Source organism: Enterococcus sp. 3G1_DIV0629, assembly GCF_002141285.1.
Lineage (GTDB): Bacteria > Bacillota > Bacilli > Lactobacillales > Enterococcaceae > Enterococcus_B > Enterococcus_B lactis.
On record NZ_NGLI01000001.1, the window covers coordinates 5001 to 24473 of the forward strand.

Consider the following 19473-nt stretch of genomic DNA (forward strand, 5'->3'; position numbering starts at 1 on the left):
TCTAGTAGTCACTAAACCAGCTACTACATCGCTGTGTCCGCCTAGATATTTGGTGCCGCTGTGGACAACGATATCAGAACCAAGATCTAATGGTCTTTGAAAATAAGGAGTAGCAAATGTATTGTCAGCAATAACTATCAATCCATGTCGATGAGCCAGAGTGGCACTTTTTTCTAAATCAGTAATCTTTAGAAGCGGATTGCTGGGTGTTTCAAGATAAAGTGCTTTTGTATTGGGTTGGATGGATTGTTCTATTTTATCAAGATTGCTCGTATCTATGATCGTGTACTCGAGACCATTTTTAGTAAGAACCTTGTCAAATAGACGGAATGTTCCTCCATAGACATCATCTCCTAATAAGATATGATCGCCAGCTTCAAAAAGAGAAAAAACGGCATGAATCCCAGAAAGACCAGAAGAAAAAGCGAATCCTCGAACACCCCCTTCCAAATCAGCAATCAGTTCTTCCAATGCAAAACGAGTAGGATTACCAGATCTTGAATATTCATATTGTTTAGGATGACCGACTCCATCTTGCCGATAAGTGGATGTTTGATAAATAGGTACACTGACAGCTCCTGTTGTGGGATCTTCACTGATGCCTCCGTGGATCAATTTTGTTTGAATGTGCATGTTTCTTTCCTCCTATAAGTAAATGTTTTTTGATAAATAGCGGTCTGCTGCGTCTGGAAAAATCGTAACGACACGATGACCAGGTGGTAAACGACGAATTTCTCTTAATGCTGCTGCAAAAGCCGCACCACTCGAACTCCCGACTAATAGTCCTTGTTCTCGTGCTAATTGCCTAGTATAGTTAAACCCTTCTCCATCAGAGATTGTTTCGATCTGATCGATTGAAAGGGGAGAAAGAAACGGCGGAATGAATTCTACACCGATACCCTCAATTTCATGAGGGGCTGGATCTCCGCCATTTAACACAGAGCCCTCTGGTTCTACACCGATTATTCGAATGTCGGGATATTTTTCTTTCAAAAAGGTAGAAGTTCCAGCAAAGGTTCCACCGCTACCGATCCCTGCCACAAAACTATGGATATCTTCTTTGATTTCATGAAAGATTTCTGGTCCTAACGTATGATAGTAAGCAGCGGGATTATCTTTATTTTCAAATTGAAGAGGCAGATAGCTGTTCGATATCTCTTCTGCAAGTTTTTTACTTTTGCTGATGGCACCGACGATTCCTTTCTCACTAGGAGAATGGATGATCTTTGCTCCCAATGCTTTCATCAATTGTTGTTTTTCTAAGCTGAACTTCTCTGGAACAACAAAAATCGTTCTTAACCGATGTGTGAGTGCGGCCAGAGCAATCCCAATCCCTGTGTTTCCGGCAGTCGGTTCGATGATCGTCGTTTTTTCATTGATTTTTCCTTGGGCAAGTCCTTCTTTGATCAAATAACTGCCCAATCGATCTTTGATACTTCCTCCTGGATTTAAATATTCCAGTTTTGCATAAATAGAAGAACCTTTAGGCATAGAATAGTGCTGATTGTCAAAGCGATAAAGCGGTGTAGAACCAATAGCTTCTGTAATTGTCGAGATAATCATATGGACCTCCTAAAAAAGATAATAAAAAAAGGAGCTGACTATTAAATCAGCTCCTTGAAAGACATAGAGAAAAATTGAGTAGACAAAAAGGTAAGTTACCTAGTACTCATTCTATGAAGGGCAATTAATAGACATGACAAATAGTATGCTGCTTTTACGCACCATACAACAGCAACGATTCCATTGTTTTTGGTTGCTGACTGTCATGTGTATCCCTCCAAGTAAAATTTTTATTAACGATAGCATGAAAAAAAATAAAAGTCAAAGGCTTGAAAGGAAAAATTTTTCGATAGTATCGTTTACCCGTATTTACTTTTTTTTGTCAAATAGTCATGAAACCTTAAAAGATAGAGAATACTCTAGTTTTCTGACCGGTTGTCTGATACAATAAAGTTGATTATGATAAAGAAAAGAAGGAGCAAAAATAATGATCTCAGCAAGTGATTTAAGAGCCGGTATGACGTTCGTTCAAGACGGTAAATTGATTAAAGTTCTGGATGCAAGCCACCATAAACCTGGTAAAGGAAATACAGTTATGCGTATGAAACTGAAAGATGTCCGTTCAGGCGCAACATACGACACAACGTTCAGACCAGAAGAAAAATTTGAAAAAGCACATATCGACACAAAACCTGTGCAATATTTGTACACGATGGACGATACAGCTTTCTTCATGGATTTGGAAACATATGAACAATATGAAATTCCTGTAGAAACAGTAGAAGAAGAAATGAAATATATCCTAGAAAACATGGAAGTAAAAATCCAATTCTTCGGTAGCGAAGTTATCGGTGTTCAATTACCAACAACTGTCGTGTTGCGTGTCGTGGAAACACAACCTTCAATCAAAGGTGCAACAGTTACTGGTTCAGGTAAACCAGCGACAATGGAAACTGGCTTAGTGGTCAATGTTCCTGACTTCATCGAAACAGATGAATTATTGGAAATTAATACAGCAGAAGGTTCTTATGTAAAACGTGCATCAAAATAATGAGCTGACGAATTGATAAGAAGTTGAAAAACATAGCTTGACCTCTTGAAAAGTGGATCATCCGATCTGCCTTTCAAGAGGTTTTTTGTAGAATCAGCCGATTGAAAAATAAAAAAGTATTTGTTTTATTTACACTTTGAAATACAATTTAATTGAAAGATGTGATCTGTCGAATATTTTGAAAGAGAGGAATCTTTATGGGATTCATCCTATTACTGTTTTTTTATCTTTTGATTTTTTTGTTATGGGCAATAATTGTAACGCTTGCATTTCCAGAAGTGGCTTTGTACATAATTGTTGGTTTGTTTTCGATGTTCCTTCCGAATGAAATAGGTGGGCGATATATTGAATTATTGGAACTTTTTCAGCCTATCATCCATTATTTTCAACGATTTACAGAAGCGCATCTATCTGTAAAATTATTTATTCTTTTAAGCATTCCACTGAGTTACCTGCTGTTGTCTAGTCTATTGCAATTTTTTGGTATTTATCCATTGCAGATCATAGGATCATGTATGACGATAATTACTGTTTTTTATTTATTAAATGTTATTTTTCAATTAGCTTTGATTTGGAATATTTTGCTGACAGTTCCGATCTCTCTCGTAGCGATTGGTATCCGTTTAGTTGTTTATCATTCTTTGAATAAGTATTTTCATAAGTGTACGTATTTATTCACTTTTTTACTCAAAGAAAAAAATGAAAAGAAAGATACTTCTGAGCATACGCAACAATCATCTAATCAAAATAGGAACAACGAAAAAACTTCTTTAGTAATCAACGAGCCTTTTGAACTGGAAGCTTATTTTAGGCTGATCTTAGGTGTAGATGAACAGGCAACAAAAGAAGAGATCAAACATGCCTATCGACAAAAAGTCATGAAGTATCATCCAGATAAATCCGTAGAAGAAAATGCGAAAGAAAAGTACGAAGAGATTATCGAAGCCTATAAATATTTGAAATAGTTTCAAATTGCCATGTTTCCTTTTATTTTCCTACTGCTTGTATAACCAAGACAGCGTTTTCTTTCTCTTTATATTAAAATAATATTATAATTAAATTAGTTTAAAAAGAGAAAACGGAGGCTGAATAATGGAGAAGCATACGACGAAAGAGACACAGAAAGAAAATAACAACGTAAAAAAACAATTGAACTTTGCGGATAATCATGAATTTATGTTAGCTAGCCAGAATTGTGTCGCTCCCTTTAACCATTTAGAGATTATTCAAGACGGAAAAGTTATATGGAGCCAGAAAGCTTATGCATTTTTAGAAGAGGAATGTCCAAACTGTGCGAATCCAAGTCTTTGGGAAAATGCGCGATGTAACCATCAAACGGGTCTCTTTCGTGTCACTGAGCAAATCTTTCAGTTGCGGGGATTTGATATGGCCAACCTCACACTGGTTCTTACTCCAAACAATAAATGGATTGTCTTTGATACATTGATGAGTATCGAATGTTCAAGAGCAGCGATTGAGTTTGCGGATCGCTGGTTTAATGAAAACGGGTATCCAGAAGTGGAGGGGAATCTTGCAGGAATCATTATCAGTCATTCCCATGTCGATCATTTTGGTGGCATACGCGGTTTGTTTAAAGACTTCGAAGTAGATCCTTCTGTTCCGATTTATGTACCTGAAGGATTTACGGAAGCTGCTATTTCTGAGAACCTTATGGTAGGGAAGGCCATGGGAAGAAGAGCAGTCTTTCAATATGGCTCTTCCTTAGAAAAAAGTCCATTTGGTTCCTTATCTGTTGGGATTGGACAAGGACAATCTACAGGCACGATCAGTTTTGAGCTTCCTACTTGTGAGATCACTGAAAATAAAATAATCGCTATCGATGGATTAGATCTGGAGTCCCAATTGACCCCTGGCACAGAAGCCCCTGCCGAAATGAATACGTATATTCCAGCATATCAAGCGCTTTGGATGGCAGAAAACTGCACTTGTACGATGCATAATCTTTATACTCTGCGAGGGGCACAGATACGAGATGGAAAAAGCTGGTCGAGATACCTTAGTGAAGCACAACGGCGCTATGGACCAAAAACAAAAGTATTGTTCCATGCGCATACTTGGCCGCGGTACGCCACTGAGGAGGAACCAGATGCTATTAACAGGTATTTACTAGACCAAGCACGGTTATATAAAGGAATTCATGATGAATCACTTAAAGCTGTCAATGCCGGGTATACCATAAACGAATTAGCAGAACAAGTCGCTTTGCCAGAAGAACTGATAAACCAGTGGTATCTAAGACCATATTACGGAACGATTGCTCATAATAGCAAGGCGGTTTATCAAAAGTATATCGGTTGGTATGATTCAAATCCGGTGAATTTAAATCCGCTTCCTCCTGAACGTGAAGCGAAACAAATGGTAAAGTACATGGGTGGAGCAGAGGCTATCTTAGAAAAAGCGCATGAAGATTATGAAAAAGGAAATTATCAATGGGCGGCAAAAGTTACGAATTTGGTCATTTACGCAGATCCTGAAAATAAAGAAGCAAGAGCGCTTTGCCGGCGATCGTTGACACAACTAGGGTATCAAACGGAATCTGGGGCTTGGCGAAATGAGTACTTGACTGGGGCACTGGAATTAAAGGAAGATGTGGATTTGGTTTCAATTGAATCGGCTGATTCGTCAGAGCTATCGGCACAGATGAATGGAGAAATGTTGCTGGATTATTTAAGCATCCATACTATTTCGACCAAAAAACAACAGACGGGCATGGTAAAGTTCACAGATGACTGGCAACTTTCAAATGGTCAAATCCATTCATTGCCAACGACTTATTTCATTGATTATTGGCAAGGAATTTTGACTTATTATCCTATTTCTTCAGACAAAGAGGAGGTCACGCTTATTTATGAAGGAAAAAGATTAGCATTCCTCCAGCAAATGCTTGATTCCTCAGGTGAACCACGAAACTGGTCCATGCTTTTTAAAGCAGATACAAACAACTATTTCAATATCATGGAACCGTGAAAATAGTTGAAATAACTCATAAATTTAAAATATCCGAACGATATGGAAGTAAGAAGGGTTTATCAACGCTAAACAGCGATAAACCTCTGCTGGTATGCAGGAATATTCTTCTGATGGTTCGGATATTTTATTTTTTGTACCCATTTTTATTTTTGTTTTAAAAAAATGTTTCGAAATATACTAGACAATTCAGAAAATTTTGTATAATATTATTCCAATAAAATTCAAATCTTTATCAAATGAAATTCCAATAAAAACGGAAAAAATGTGAAAAGAGGAATGAAAAAATGACAGAATTGATAATTGGCGGAGTCACAGCAAGCACATTAGCAGAAAAGTATAAGACACCTCTGTATGTGTATGACGAAGAAAAGATGAGACAAACGATGCTGTCATTCAAGCGAGGCTTTGTATCGAAGCATTTTGATACAAAAGTGCTTTACGCCTCTAAAGCATTCCAAACGATTGAGATGCTGCGTTTAGTCCATGAATATGGATTTGGGCTGGATGTTGTCAGCGGTGGGGAAATCTATACCGCTTTGCAAGCTGGTTTTCCTAGAGATGCTATTTATTTCCATGGTAATAACAAGACCCCAGAAGAACTGATCTATGCACTTGAAAATGAGTTGTTGCATGTTGTTGCCGATAACTTGATGGAAGTCGAGTTATTAGAAGAATTAAGCCAACGCTATTCTAAAAAAGTCGATGTCATGCTTCGGTTGAATGTCGGTGTAGAAGCCCATACTCATGAATATATCGTCACTGCACATATTGATTCAAAATTCGGCATGAGCTATGAAAGTAAAGAGTGTCAGCAAGCTCTCCAATTGATAAAAGAAAGCAGTTATCTAGAGTTAGAAGGTTTTCATGCCCATATTGGGTCACAAATTTTTGATGTTACTGCTTGGCTAGCTGAAATCGACAAATTGACGAGTTACTTAACCGATTTTGACCAACCACTTTCCTTGAATCTCGGGGGAGGATTCGGGATTCGTTATACACAAAATGATCAGCCAATCCCAATCGAAGAGGCACTAAAAAAGCTGATTGAATATACGGAAGAAGCTTTGGACAAACGAAAACTGACGATTCGTCAACTACTGATCGAACCAGGAAGAAGTATTGTTGGGGAAGCTGGTACAACACTATACACGATTGGCTTCATCAAAAAGACACCACATAAAAAATATTACTTTGTAGATGGCGGGATGACAGATAATATCCGCCCAGCTCTGTATCAGGCAGCATACGATTGTGATTTAGCAGAAAAACTGTCGGAAGAAAAAACAGAAAAAGTGACGATTGCAGGAAAAATGTGTGAATCAGGTGATGTGGTAATCAAAGAAACTTATTTACCGAAAGCAAAATCGGGTGATCTTTTAGCTGTTTATTCCACGGGGGCTTACGGATATTCGATGAGTAGCAACTACAATCGAGCGACACGACCAGCAGTTGTTTTTGTCAATAATGGTCAATCAAGACTGGTTGTTCGCAGACAAGCATTTTCTGATCTACTAAGGGGGGAAGTTTCTTATGATCCTTCATAAATATAATGGCTGTGGAAATGATTTTATCTTATTAGATTACACAGAGGATACGGATTATAGTCAATTAGCCGCTTCTTTATGCGCAAAAGAAAAATATGACACAGACGGATTGATCGCCGTAAAAACCGATCCGTTGGAAATGATCTATTACAACAAAGATGGTAGCCGTGCCCCTATGTGCGGAAATGGTATTCGCTGTTTTGCTCGATATGTGAATGATCAAAATAGGGTGGATGAACAGGAATTCAATGTAGAGACGTTAGCAGGCACAAGAAAAATTACGGTGTTGGATCCCTCACCTTTTTATTGCAGCGTAGATATGGGAGTGCCAGATAATTCTCCAGAAAAAATCAAAGCTGCACAATCTTATCCAATAAAAAACCAGGAAATAGAGATTGGTGGCGAAAAAGTAACGATCACTAGTTTATTTTTAGGGACGATCCATACCGTTGTTTTTGTTGAAAATGCGCGTGAGGAAGTCTGGAAAAAAAGAGGCGAACTGATCTGTCATCATCCTTTATTCAAAGAAAAAACCAATGTCAACTTTGTAGAAGTAGTCAATGAACAAGAATTGACTGTCCGTACCTATGAAAGAGGAGTAGGTTGGACACTTGCTTGCGGTACAGGTTGCTGTGCCTCTTATGCGGCTGCGAAGGAAACTGGGAAGATTTCAGCAGATCAGGTAGTCGTTCACTTGGAACAAGGAGACTTGATGATCTCTGGTGAGGATACGATACAAATGGCTGGTCCAGCAGTTCATGAATGGACAAGAATATTGGAGGAATGAAGATGATAAAAGGTTCGATCGTGGCGCTGATCACGCCGATGAATGAAGAGGAATCGGTAGATTACGCTGGTTTGGAAAAATTGATCCAATTCCATTTAGATGAACAAACAGACGGATTATTAGTTTTGGGTACAACAGGAGAATCTTCTACACTCACACAATCTGAGGAGGAGAAGATCCTTCAACTGACAGTAAAGAAAGTGGCTGGCCGTGTGCCGGTGATTGCAGGAGCTGGAACGAATAATACGAAAGAAACGATTGAAAAAGCGAAGCATTTTGCTTCTTTGGGCGCAGATGCACTTTTGGTCATCACTCCTTACTACAACAAAACAAGTGATGCAGGATTAGCTGCTCATTTCACAGCAATTGCAGAAGCTTCACCAATCCCGCTTATTTTATATAATGTCCCTTCTAGAACAGTCATGTCGATTCCAATCCATGTACTAGTAAATTTAGCAGAACATCCTAATATCATTGGTTTGAAAGAAGCCTCAGGAGATATGGCTTATGTGATGGATGCCGCTCGATTGATTAGCGAAAAATTCAGCCTTTACAGCGGAAATGATGATTTGATCCTGCCAGTAATGAGTGTAGGAGGGAGCGGTGTAATCAGTGTATGGGCAAATATCCAGCCTAAAATAGTCCATGAGTTAGTAAAAGATACGATGGACGGAAGATGGCAGCAAGCAAAAGAAAAACAATTAAATGCACTTGAACTGATCCATGCCTTGTTCAGTGAGACCAATCCTATTCCTGTCAAAGCAGCTATGTCATTATTAAATTTACCTTCAGGACCTCTACGCCTGCCTTTAGTGTCCCTTTCGGAAGAGAAAAAGAAACAATTAGCTCAGCTTTTGCTAAGGGAAAGGACGGTTGAAAAATGAAAATCGGACTGATTGGCAGTGGACAGATGGGAAATAGAGTCGAAGAAGTTGCACAAGAAAGAGGAGATACGGTCCTTCTTTTACGGACGGCACCTAAAGAAGCAACTACGTTTGCTTTTACGGAACTGCCAGAACTGCTTATTGATTTTTCTCATCCAGATAATTTAGAGATGATCCTTTCGTATAGCTTGTCTTATCAACTTCCGTTAGTCATTGGCACGACAGGTTATACACAATCACAGTTCCAAGAAATGGAAGAACATGCCAAGCAGGTACCTGTGATGTATAGTGCTAATTTTTCGTTAGGCATCATGGTGATGAACCAACTGATCAAGCAAGCAGCTGCAATGTTGCAAGGCTGGCAGATCGAACTGATTGAAAAACATCATAGTCGTAAAAAAGATGCACCATCTGGTACCGCGAATATGCTGCTTCAAACAATCCAAGAAGTACAAAAGCTTCAGCCTGTATACAACTGGCAAGGACAAAAAAGAGAAGAAAATCAAATTGGTGTACACAGTATTCGTGCAGGTTCTTTACCTGGTGAACATGAGGTAATGTTTGCAGCTCCCGATGAAGTATTTACGGTCAAACATGAATCTTTTTCTAATCGAATCTTTGCTGCAGGTGCAGTAGAAGCAGCGGACTGGTTGAAAAATCAGCCACCAGGTTATTACAAATTAGAAGATTTATTAATGGATAAAGGGGTGTAAGAAACGTGGAAGCTCAAGAAATCATCCGCTACATTCAAACGGCATCTAAAAAGACGCCTGTGAAAGTCTATCTGAATGTAACCGAGCCAATCGAATTTAAAGACAGCAAAGTTTTTGGTGAAGGAAACAGCTTCGTTGTTTTTGGTGACTATGAGTCGATTGCTCCGGTTTTAGAAGCTGAAGCGGAAAAAATCATTGAAATCGAAATCGAAACTGCTGCAAGATACAGTGCAGTTCCTTTGCTGGATATCAAAAAAATCAATGCCCGTATCGAACCAGGTGCTATTATCAGAGATCAAGTGTCCATCGGCAACAATGCCGTGATCATGATGGGAGCGATTATCAATATCGGTGCAGTAATCGGTGAAAACACGATGATTGATATGGGTGCTGTCTTAGGTGGACGAGCGACAGTGGGCAAAAACTGCCATATTGGTGCAGGAGCTGTCTTAGCAGGTGTAATCGAACCCGCATCGGCTAAACCGGTTATCGTAGAAGACGGCGTGCTGGTAGGTGCGAATGCAGTGATTGTTGAAGGTGTCCATATCGGAAAAGATGCAGTCGTGGCAGCAGGAGCAGTGGTTTTAGAAGATGTGGCAGCAGGCACTGTTGTCGGTGGAATACCTGCACGTGTCTTGAAAATAAGTGATGATCAGACAAAAGAAAATACAGCATTGATTGCTGCGTTACGCGAATTATAGAGGAGATGGAGAAAAATGCGCGAAATAGATACCTGTATTGTGGGGGCAACCGGATTAGTCGGACAAACGATGCTCAAAGTGTTAGAAGAATATGATTTTCCAGTAGGACGATTGAAATTATTAGCGTCAAAACGTTCAGCTGGCAAAGTTTGTGTATTCAAGGGGAAGAAACACACTGTACAGGAATTGACAGAAACTTCATTTGAAGGATATGATTTAGCGCTATTTTCTGCAGGTGCTTCTGTATCCAAAGAGTTTGCGCCAATCGCAAGAAGTCAAGGATTATTTGTTATAGATAATTCCTCGGCATGGCGAGAAGATTCGGATATTCCATTGATCGTTCCAGAGGTCAATCTCGAAGACTATACATTGAATCGGCTGATTGCGAATCCAAATTGTTCAACCATTCAAGCGGTACTACCGCTTAAAGCTTTACAAGAAGCCTTTGGAATCCAACGAGTCAACTATTCGACCTATCAAGCAGTTTCTGGTTCTGGACAGAAAGGTATCCAAGATCTTTACCGCACGCAAAATGACGAGGAACCAGCTTTGTATCCTTATAATATTAGTCAAACGGTGATTCCAGAAATCGATCAGCCTTTGGAAAATGGCTATACCAAAGAAGAACAGAAAATGATAAATGAGACCCGTAAGATTCTGCATCAGCCTGATTTGCCAGTATCAGCAACCTGTGTACGTGTGCCAATCGAGAATGGACACGGAGTCTCGGTGGCCGTTCAGTTGCAAAAAGAGTTTACGATTGAAGAAGTTAGAGAGTGTCTCAGTCAGTTTCCAGGGATCCAATTAGAAGATGATCTAGCAGCACATAAATATCCGACGAGCATTCTTGCTAGAGGAACAGATACGGTTTATGCTGGGAGGATCAGAAAAGACACCTCTTTAGAGAACGGACTGTTGTTCTATACAACTGCCGATAACATACGCAAAGGAGCCGCTGCGAATGCCGTACAGATTGCTGCAGCTTTAATGCAGAAAATAGCGGAGGTGGCAAGATGAGTAATACGCTGAAAATAGCAAAATTCGGCGGAACATCGATGTCTCATGAAGAACAATTCAAAAAAGTCCGTACAATTGTTCTTTCAGATCCCAATCGTCAAGTGATCGTTGTTTCTGCTTTAGGCAAACGTACGTCAGATGATGACAAAGTAACAGACTTACTTTATTTGATTTATGCCTACCTTCAGCATCATGTTGATTGGACCCCCCTTTGGGAAAGGATCTGTGAACGTTTCATTCAAGTAAGGGACCTTCTTGACCTGCAGTTACCTGTGGAAGAGGAACTGGCACGCATACAAAAACAACTGGAAGATGAAAAGATAACTGAAGATTATTTAGTAAGCAGAGGTGAATATCTGACTGCTCGACTGATGGCTGAGTATCTTGGTTACCAGTTCATTGATGCAAAGGACCTGCTGTTCTTTGACTATGATGGAAAAATCGATGAGGAAAAAACAGCACAGGAAATCACAAAAGCATTTAAAAGATATCCGAAAATGGTTGTTCCAGGATTTTACGGGGCAAACCCTGCAGGCAAAGAAAAATTATTGGGACGTGGGGGAAGCGACATTACTGGCGCGATACTGGCGAAGATGCTACAAGCGGCGAGTTATGAGAATTGGACAGATGTTTCAGGAATCATGATGGCTGATCCGCGAATCATCGATCATCCTAAAATCATCGAGGAAATCTCTTTTAGAGAGCTGAGAGAGATGGCTTATATGGGGGCTAATGTTCTTCATGAAGCAGCTGTTTTCCCAGTTCAAGAGGCGGATATCCCCATCCAAATAAAAAATACCAATGATCCTTTCGCTCAAGGAACAAAAATATCGAATCACGAAGTGGAAAAGGAAAATGGACTGACAGGAATAGCTGGACGCAAGGATTTTCTTTCGATCACTTTATTCAAACGTCATATGTCCGATGAAATCGGGTTTATCTGGAAAGCAATGAGCATTTTTGCTAAACATGAGATATCAATCGAACATATTCCTTCAGGGATCGACAATATCGGAGTGATCGTCTCAGCAGAAGCGATTGCCGATAAATTATTTCTCATCACGAAAGAATTAAAAGAAACACTTGGCGTGGAAGAAATCGTCGTGATTGAAGACTTAGCTTTGATCTCTGTCGTTGGCGGACCGCATAAAGAATTGATCGGTTTATCTGGGAAAGTGTTATCGATATTGAACAAATTAGAAATTCGCACATCGATCTTATCACAAGGAGCACAGGAGTTGAATCTAATCATCGGTGTACCGAATGATCAGTATGAAACCGTAGTGAAGGGTATCTATGAAGGGATGGTGAATACGGATGCTGAAAGAATATCGAATGGCACTCCATCAAATTCCTGAAATCGGGTTTCATGAATTCAAGACAAAAAAATATTTATATGAACAAGTAAAAAATAGTGGAGCCGTTATCCATGAAATCGGCGAAACAGGACTGCTTCTTTATTTTGATAATCAACAAGAAGAAACAATTGCTTTTCGAACAGATATCGATGCACTGCCAGTCAAAGAAGAAACGAATCTCTCTTTTGCTTCTAAGCATGAAGGGTATATGCATGCATGTGGTCATGACGGACATATGGCGATGCTTTTAGGGTTGACCGACTTTATAACTGAACACATCGAGGAGCTTATTTATAATGTAGTACTGATCTATCAGCCATCAGAAGAAATTTCCGGCGGCGCACAAAGTGTTATTCAGTCAGGATTGTTAGATAAATATGAAGTACAAGCAATATTTGGCTTTCATCTATGGCCTGGACTAGCGAAAGGAGAAGTTTTTTCTCGACCAGGACCTTTGATGGCACAAAGCAGTGAAACAGACATTATCATCAAGGGCCAGTCCGCGCATATTGCTTCTAGTGAAAAAGGAATCGATAGTCTGGAGGCAGCTGTACGATTTTTGAAGAATGTTTATGATTTTGATCGGCAATTACCGGCAGAGTGGAATCATCTAATGAAATTTGGTCAAATCCAAGGTGGAACGATCCGGAATGTTTTAGCTGGAGAAGTTATTGTATCCGGAAGTATCCGTTCTTACAGTTCAGATATGCAAAATTATTTGAAGAGGGGATTAGCTCATTTAGCAGAACAGTTTCACTCTGCAGCTACTATTTCTTTCCGCTATAATGACGGCTATCCAGCTGTGATCAATCATAGAGGCTTATATGCAGCATTGTCGGATTCAAACAAACTACATGAATTAGAGGATCCAGTTCTTCAAGCCGAAGATTTTGGCATATATACGCAACAATATCCATGTGTATTTTTCTTTTTAGGTGTCGGTGATACCCCTGCTTTACATGATCCGACGTTCGATTTTGATATGGATGTTTTAGAAAATGGTGTAGAATGGTACAAAACGATTCTTTTTACAGAAAATCTTCTTGAAAAAATCGACAGCAGTTCAAAAGAGGAGCGAGTAAATAATGATGAATTTATCCAATCGATTTAATCCCAGACTTTCTAGAATAGAAGTATCTAAAATACGGCAATTCGATCAGCAAATATCGTCGATACCAGATGTGATCAAGCTCACCTTGGGAGAACCGGATTTTCCGACTCCCGAACATGTCAAACAAGCCGGAATAGCAGCGATTGAAGAAGACTTTTCTCACTATACCGGAATGAGAGGACTGGAGGAACTGCGGGAAGCTGCTTGTATGTTTCAGCAGCAGCGTTATGGATTAACTTATGATCCGCAAACGGAAGTTTTGACGACGGTTGGTGCAACGGAAGCGATTGCCTCTGCATTGTTATCTGTTTTAGAAGAAGGAGACAAGGTTCTTATTCCAGCGCCTGCTTATTCAGGATATCAGCCATTAGTGGAACTAGCTGGTGCTGAATTGATCCCGATAGATACTTCTGACACAGGGTTTGTCTGTCAGCCGGAACAATTTGAACGAGCATTTGAACAATATGGATCAGCTATCAAAGCAGTCATTTTAAATTATCCTAACAATCCAACTGGGACGACATTGTCTGCAAGCCAGTTGGAGGCAATTGCTGAAGTTTTAAAAAAATATCCGGTATTTGTTATAAGTGATGAAGTATATGCTGAATTGACTTACACTGGAACGCATATGTCCATAGCTTCTTATCTTCCGGAACAAACAATCGTGATAAGCGGGTTATCCAAGTCACATGCGATGACTGGTTGGCGAGTGGGGTTTATTTTTGCTCAAAAAGCCCTTATTGACGAACTAATTAAAGTCCATCAATATCTGGTGACTGCGGCTACAACGATGTCGCAAAAAGCTGCGGCTGAAGCGCTAATAAATGGAGTAAAAGATAGCGAGAATATGAAAGAGCAATATCAAACACGAAGAGACTATCTGGTCCAGCAATTGGCGCCTTTAGGATTTGAAGTGACTCAGCCAAACGGTGCATTTTACTTATTTTGCAAACTCCCAGCTGTCATTCAAACCGACTCTTGGCAGTTTTGTGTAGACTTAGCGGAGCAGGCAAAAGTTGCGTGTATCCCGGGCATTGCATTTGGCCCAGAAGGAGAAGGCTATATACGGATTTCTTATGCTAGCAGTATGGAAAACTTACATGAAGCTTGCAAAAGAATCAAAGACTTTTTAACAGAACAGTGATTCATGAATTTTCTCAAAAAACAATCGGCATCTTTGCGGTATATTCTGCAAGCTGCCGATTGTTTTTTAAATTTGGTTCAAATGAACGCGTTTCTTTTGATTCATAACTGATGTAATGTTAAGTTTAAATTGTTTAGAATGATTTTAAAAGAATATTCAAGGAGGTTTCATCAATGGAAAAAATCAAAGTTGTCATTGTAGGTGCATCTCATGGAGGGCATCAATCGATCTTGGAACTATTGACACGATACGGTGAAAATGTAGATATCACGCTATTTGAAGCAGGAGACTATGTTTCCTTCATGTCATGCGGTATGGAGCTGTATCTAGAAGACAAGGTAACAGATGTAAATGATGTACGTAATTTCAGACCAGAAAACTTTCCGCAATCCAATGTTCATATTTTAAATAATCACGAAGTAAAAACGATCGATGCAGATAAAAAAACAGTAACGGTTACTAGCGCATCAGATAACGAAACAAAAGAATATCCTTATGATAAATTGATCTTGAGTTCTGGTGTCAAACCAAACAATTTGCCAGTACCAGGGGCAGATTTAGAAAATGTCTACTTGATGCGTGGATACAATTGGGCAACCAAAATCAAAGAAAAATTAAATGATCCGGCTATTAAAAAAATCGCTGTCGTAGGTGCTGGTTACATTGGGATCGAAGCAGCAGAAGCAAGCCGAAAAGCTGGGAAAGAAGTCGTCTTGCTTGATGTGATCGACAGACCCTTAGGCACTTATTTAGATGCTGAGATGACAGACATTTTAGAACAACACCTAAATGAAAACGGTATTGAAGTTTTGACAAACGCCAAAATCGAAGCCTTTACCGGAAACGGAAAAGTGGAAGCAATCAAAACAAGTGAAAAAGAAATCCCAGCAGATCTAGTCATCCAAGCTGCTGGTGTGAAGGCAAATACTGAATGGTTAAAAGGGATCGTCGACTTAGATGAACGTGGCTGGATCCAAACGAATGAATACTTGCAAACAAATCTTCCAGATGTGTATGCAGTAGGAGATGCTACACTTGCTTATTCTATCCCAGCACGCAAAAAAATGCCGATTGCTTTAGCGACTGTTGCACGTAGAGAAGCACGTTATGTAGTAAAACATCTTTTTGAAGAAGTACCAAATAAACCGTTCGGCGGAGTCGTAGGTTCCTCCGCATTAAGTGTCTTCGACTACCATTTTGCAGCAAGCGGATTGAATAGCTTCACTGCAGCAAAAGCAGGAGTAGATGTACGAGTGTCTTATTATGAAGATACGTTACGACCAAAATATGTACCAGAAGAACAAGGAAATCCAAAAGTGTCCATCCAATTATTCTCAGATCCAATGACCCATCAATTGCTAGGAGGAGCAGTATTATCTACCTATGATGTTACAGGTCAAGGAAATGTGTTGGCATTAGCGATACAAAATAAACTGACTTTAGAAGAACTGGCAGAAGCCGACTTCTTCTTCCAACCAGGTTTTGACCGACAATGGAGCATGTTGAATCTAGCCGCTCAACAAGCACTAGGAGAAGAACCATTTGTAGAATAAGGAAACGAAATATTTGAAAAGAGGTTGTGACAGAAGTGGTCAGCTTCAAGAAATAAGAAGGAATTGACGAAAATTGTTTCTCAAATTTTTGTGAAATTTCGGCTTATTTCCGTAGAAGCTACTTCTGGAACACCGTGTATCAGAGGTTGTGAAAAAGCTGCCCTGCATCAAGTAATAAGAACAGTCAAGTAAAAACAGCTTCTTATGTTTTTAACTTGGTTGGACTTATTACCGCAGATGCAAGCTTTTGAACACCGTTTACCAAGAGGTTGTAAAATCAGTGTTTTGAACTGAGTATTAGAGAAACAAACGGCAAAATAGTTCCTCATATTTTGCCGTTTTTTGAGCGAATATCGAGGGTCAGCTGATTGAACACCCTTTGTTCGGAATAAGGAACTGTGACACGACTCGTGTCACAGTCCTTTTTTTAGTGAAAGGATACATTTCTTCCTTGTATATTCCATGCGTGTTTGAGAGAAAGCATATATAATTTAATTAACAGATAGTTAGGGGGAGAAAGAATGGTTTTTTCAATCACAATGAAACTGGTATTCGGGTTGATCGGCTTGTTATTAGTGGTGCGTTTGCTTGGGAAGAAATCCATGTCGGAAATCACACCATTTGATTTAGTCTATACGCTTGTTTTAGGGGGGATCTTAGAAGAATCAACCTATGATGACAATGTCCATGTAGGTCATGTCCTATTTGCCATTGCGCTTTGGGCAGTAATGATTTATGGTATCGAACGTATCGTCCAAAAAAATGAAAAAGTCAATCGCTGGGTTAAAGGCGAGCCCTCTGTTTTAATCAAAGACGGCGTCATCAACATGACAGAGTTGGCAAATAACCATATCGAGATGGAGCAATTGCGAGCAATCTTAAGACAGCAGGAATGCTTTTCTCTTGAAAATGCCAAACATGTTATCCTAGAGAATGCCGGTCAAATGAGTGTATTGAAAAAATCAGATGATGACAAAGCTTTGTCGATCCTGCTAGTGGACGAAGGACAAATCCAGCATAAAGTACTTCAATCCAATCAACTAGATGAATCGTGGCTTCTGGAGAATTTGAAGAAAGAAGGCTATGCAGACGTAAAACAGCTGATTTATGTCGAATGGTCAGAAGAAAAAGGGTTCTACGTACTAAACAAAGAAGACGTGATGCATGAATCTTACCGGATAGATGGATAGAGAGAGGTTGTGAAATCAGCTCTTTGACTTGATACTCAAAACTAAGCGACTTTTTCGCAACCTCCACTAAACGATGTTCAATCAGCTAATAATAAGATCAAAACGCTGATTGAACAGCCTCTCATGTCACAAACCATTTTTTTGTTTCTTTTAACTCAATATGCCGTACGTCTTCCCAAACTATCGGCTGATGGTCGATCATAAAATAATCTTCATAGGCTTCACCAATGAAATGACCTTCAACCTCATCTAAGAGTCTTCCAAATTCATCTGTTAAATTGAGCTGGATGATTACTGCTTTACGAGATAAAAAAGCTTCTGTCAGTATACTATCGATTTCTTGTAATGTCATTTGTTGTTTAGGGATAGGTTGTTTGCGTGCTTCTTCTTCATTTTTTTTGATACCGTTGACTAGTTCTTCCATCGCAAAAGCGGTTCCCCATTTTAATCCAAATGGACGATCTCGATACTCGTTATAGTCAATGAATTTTTTTGCTGTCCGTCTCATCTTTTCCACCTTCTAATCCACTCATACCACCTGCATGCCCACCAACGAGAGAGCTACGTGCAATGGCGCGTCCTCCTTGCAAGAGACTATGCGCATGGATGATTGATTTAAAGCCGTATTTTTTTCTGATCGTATCGACTACAAAATCAACTTTTGCTTCATTTATCTGCTTCTCAGGATCTTCAAAAAGGTTAAGCTGTAAACCTGTCGCGTATACGAGGTTGGAACAGTTCACGCCTATACGTCGAATATCCTGACAGCGGTAATGCTGGTGGAAAATGGTCAATAAAGCATCTGCTAGATCTCTGCTAGCATTTGTCGCTTCGATTTTTATTTGCTGGTGAAAACCGGTCTTACCATTTGGATCAAGATAACCTAAGGAGTATCCTACCCATAAGCTGACTACTTGTGCTTTTGCTGCAGATCGTCTCAAGCGGGTGCCGACTTGATCGGCCATTTCTTTGATAACAATCTCGATTTCTTCTTGCCTCGTATAATCTCTATCTAGAATTTGACTATTTCCGATACTTTTTGATTTCGGTATATATTCTTGCCCTAAAAAACTTCGATCGATTCCCCAAGCATGGGCATAAAGCTGAGTACCGATGATCCCTAACGTGCTTTTCAAGTGATAATAATCCGCGTGAGCTAAATCATAAACCGAATGTATACCCATTTGTTTCAGTCGTTTTGCTGTTCGTTTGCCGATTCCCCAAAAGTCAGTGATATCTGAGATTGTCCATAACTTTTCTGGGACATCTTCATAACGCCATTCAGCAATCATTTGTTTTCCGTCTTTTGAGCCATTATCTAAGGCTAGTTTAGCAAGTAGTGGGTTATCGCCGATTCCTATAGTCGTGTAGATTCCGGTCTGTTCAAATACATCTTTATGGATCAGCTTAGCCATGTCGTACGCATTCGTTTTACCAAAGAGTGCCATGCTATTTGTTACATCAAGGAAGCTTTCATCAACGGAATAGACATGATGGTTCGCTTCATCTGCATATTTTTTATAGATAGTATTGATTTCTCTGTTTTTTTCCATATAATAGGCCATCCTTGGAGCAACAATATATAAATCACTTGGATAGGGAAAGGGTAAATCTCTGGCGCGGCTGATATTGGTGATGCCGTATGCTTTTTTTGCTGCAGGACTGGAAGCCAAGATTAATCCGCTACCCCGTGTTTCTGTCGAATCAGACGGATAGGACATTACTACTAATTTAGTTGTAATGGGATCAAGATCCATTTCCACGCACTCTACGGAGGCGTAAAAAGATTTGCAGTCAATACATAAAATATCTCGTGAAGGTTCTTTTTCATAAACAAATACTGGATTTTGATTCGCCCACATAACAATCACCTCTTTTACACAATTAGAACACATGTTCCCTTTTTGTGTCAATAAAAAACAGCAA

The 19473-nt window shown here is 39.6% G+C and carries 18 protein-coding genes (1 of these 18 cut by a window edge); 14 read left to right on the forward strand and 4 right to left on the reverse strand.

Features of this window, described 5'->3' with window-relative positions; translation table 11 throughout:
* Positions 1-633 carry the 5' portion of a cystathionine gamma-synthase gene (locus A5816_RS00025; RefSeq protein WP_086310410.1) on the reverse strand. 513 nt of this gene lie to the left of the window's left edge, so only the first 633 of its 1146 coding nucleotides appear in the window; the start codon lies at positions 631-633; the stop codon falls past the left edge of the window.
* Positions 634-645: 12 nt separating this feature from the next.
* A complete protein-coding gene (locus A5816_RS00030) occupies positions 646-1563 on the reverse strand; it encodes a PLP-dependent cysteine synthase family protein (protein ID WP_086310411.1) in 918 nt (305 codons plus the stop codon).
* A gap of 427 nt (positions 1564-1990) precedes the next feature.
* On the opposite strand from A5816_RS00030, the gene efp reads away from it, so the two are divergent.
* The 14 genes from efp to A5816_RS00105 all read left to right on the forward strand — a co-directional run bounded on the left by efp (position 1991) and on the right by A5816_RS00105 (position 17547).
* On the forward strand, positions 1991-2554 hold the full coding sequence (gene efp / locus A5816_RS00040; protein ID WP_002289434.1) for an elongation factor P: 564 nt from the start codon (positions 1991-1993) through the stop codon (positions 2552-2554).
* Positions 2555-2751: 197 nt separating this feature from the next.
* A complete protein-coding gene (locus A5816_RS00045; RefSeq protein ID WP_086310412.1) occupies positions 2752-3519 on the forward strand; it encodes a J domain-containing protein in 768 nt (255 codons plus the stop codon).
* Positions 3520-3646: 127 nt separating this feature from the next.
* Complete coding sequence (locus A5816_RS00050) at positions 3647-5542, forward strand: alkyl/aryl-sulfatase (protein WP_086310413.1); 1896 nt, start codon at positions 3647-3649, stop codon at positions 5540-5542.
* A gap of 287 nt (positions 5543-5829) precedes the next feature.
* On the forward strand, positions 5830-7089 hold the full coding sequence (gene lysA / locus A5816_RS00055; protein WP_086310414.1) for a diaminopimelate decarboxylase: 1260 nt from the start codon (positions 5830-5832) through the stop codon (positions 7087-7089).
* Positions 7076-7876, forward strand: a complete 801-nt coding sequence (dapF, locus tag A5816_RS00060) for a diaminopimelate epimerase (RefSeq protein ID WP_086310415.1) — start codon at positions 7076-7078, stop codon at positions 7874-7876. Before lysA ends, dapF begins: the two co-directional genes overlap by 14 nt.
* A 2-nt stretch (positions 7877-7878) precedes the next feature.
* Positions 7879-8760, forward strand: a complete 882-nt coding sequence (gene dapA / locus A5816_RS00065) for a 4-hydroxy-tetrahydrodipicolinate synthase (RefSeq protein ID WP_086310416.1) — start codon at positions 7879-7881, stop codon at positions 8758-8760.
* Complete coding sequence (gene dapB / locus A5816_RS00070; protein ID WP_086310417.1) at positions 8757-9473, forward strand: 4-hydroxy-tetrahydrodipicolinate reductase; 717 nt, start codon at positions 8757-8759, stop codon at positions 9471-9473. Before dapA ends, dapB begins: the two co-directional genes overlap by 4 nt.
* Before the next feature lie 5 nt (positions 9474-9478).
* Positions 9479-10174 (forward strand): 2,3,4,5-tetrahydropyridine-2,6-dicarboxylate N-acetyltransferase, encoded by a 696-nt coding sequence (gene dapD, locus A5816_RS00075; protein ID WP_010731940.1) that lies wholly within the window; start codon positions 9479-9481, stop codon positions 10172-10174.
* 15 nt (positions 10175-10189) lie between these two features.
* Positions 10190-11191 (forward strand): aspartate-semialdehyde dehydrogenase, encoded by a 1002-nt coding sequence (locus A5816_RS00080; protein WP_010731941.1) that lies wholly within the window; start codon positions 10190-10192, stop codon positions 11189-11191.
* Positions 11188-12549: an aspartate kinase gene (locus A5816_RS00085; protein WP_086310418.1), complete on the forward strand. Its 1362-nt coding sequence runs from the start codon at positions 11188-11190 to the stop codon at positions 12547-12549. The genes A5816_RS00080 and A5816_RS00085 overlap by 4 nt, the downstream gene beginning before the upstream one ends.
* A complete protein-coding gene (locus tag A5816_RS00090) occupies positions 12509-13660 on the forward strand; it encodes a M20 family metallopeptidase (RefSeq protein WP_086310419.1) in 1152 nt (383 codons plus the stop codon). The genes A5816_RS00085 and A5816_RS00090 overlap by 41 nt, the downstream gene beginning before the upstream one ends.
* Positions 13635-14804 carry a pyridoxal phosphate-dependent aminotransferase gene (locus A5816_RS00095; RefSeq protein ID WP_010731944.1) on the forward strand — a complete coding sequence of 390 codons (1170 nt, stop codon included), beginning with the start codon at positions 13635-13637 and terminating at the stop codon, positions 14802-14804. The genes A5816_RS00090 and A5816_RS00095 overlap by 26 nt, the downstream gene beginning before the upstream one ends.
* Positions 14805-14977: 173 nt before the next feature.
* A complete protein-coding gene (locus tag A5816_RS00100) occupies positions 14978-16357 on the forward strand; it encodes an FAD-dependent oxidoreductase (protein WP_002291406.1) in 1380 nt (459 codons plus the stop codon).
* 521 nt (positions 16358-16878) lie between these two features.
* Positions 16879-17547, forward strand: coding sequence for a DUF421 domain-containing protein (locus tag A5816_RS00105; RefSeq protein WP_002308119.1), 669 nt, complete (start codon positions 16879-16881; stop codon positions 17545-17547).
* Positions 17548-17668: 121 nt separating this feature from the next.
* On the opposite strand, the gene A5816_RS00110 is transcribed toward A5816_RS00105, so the two are convergent.
* The gene (locus A5816_RS00110; RefSeq protein ID WP_002314505.1) at positions 17669-18055 is read right to left on the reverse strand and encodes a hypothetical protein; all 387 of its coding nucleotides are present in this window, start codon (positions 18053-18055) and stop codon (positions 17669-17671) included.
* Positions 18027-19409: a Y-family DNA polymerase gene (locus A5816_RS00115; RefSeq protein ID WP_086310420.1), complete on the reverse strand. Its 1383-nt coding sequence runs from the start codon at positions 19407-19409 to the stop codon at positions 18027-18029. Before A5816_RS00115 ends, A5816_RS00110 begins: the two co-directional genes overlap by 29 nt.
* Positions 19410-19473 lie beyond the last annotated feature (64 nt).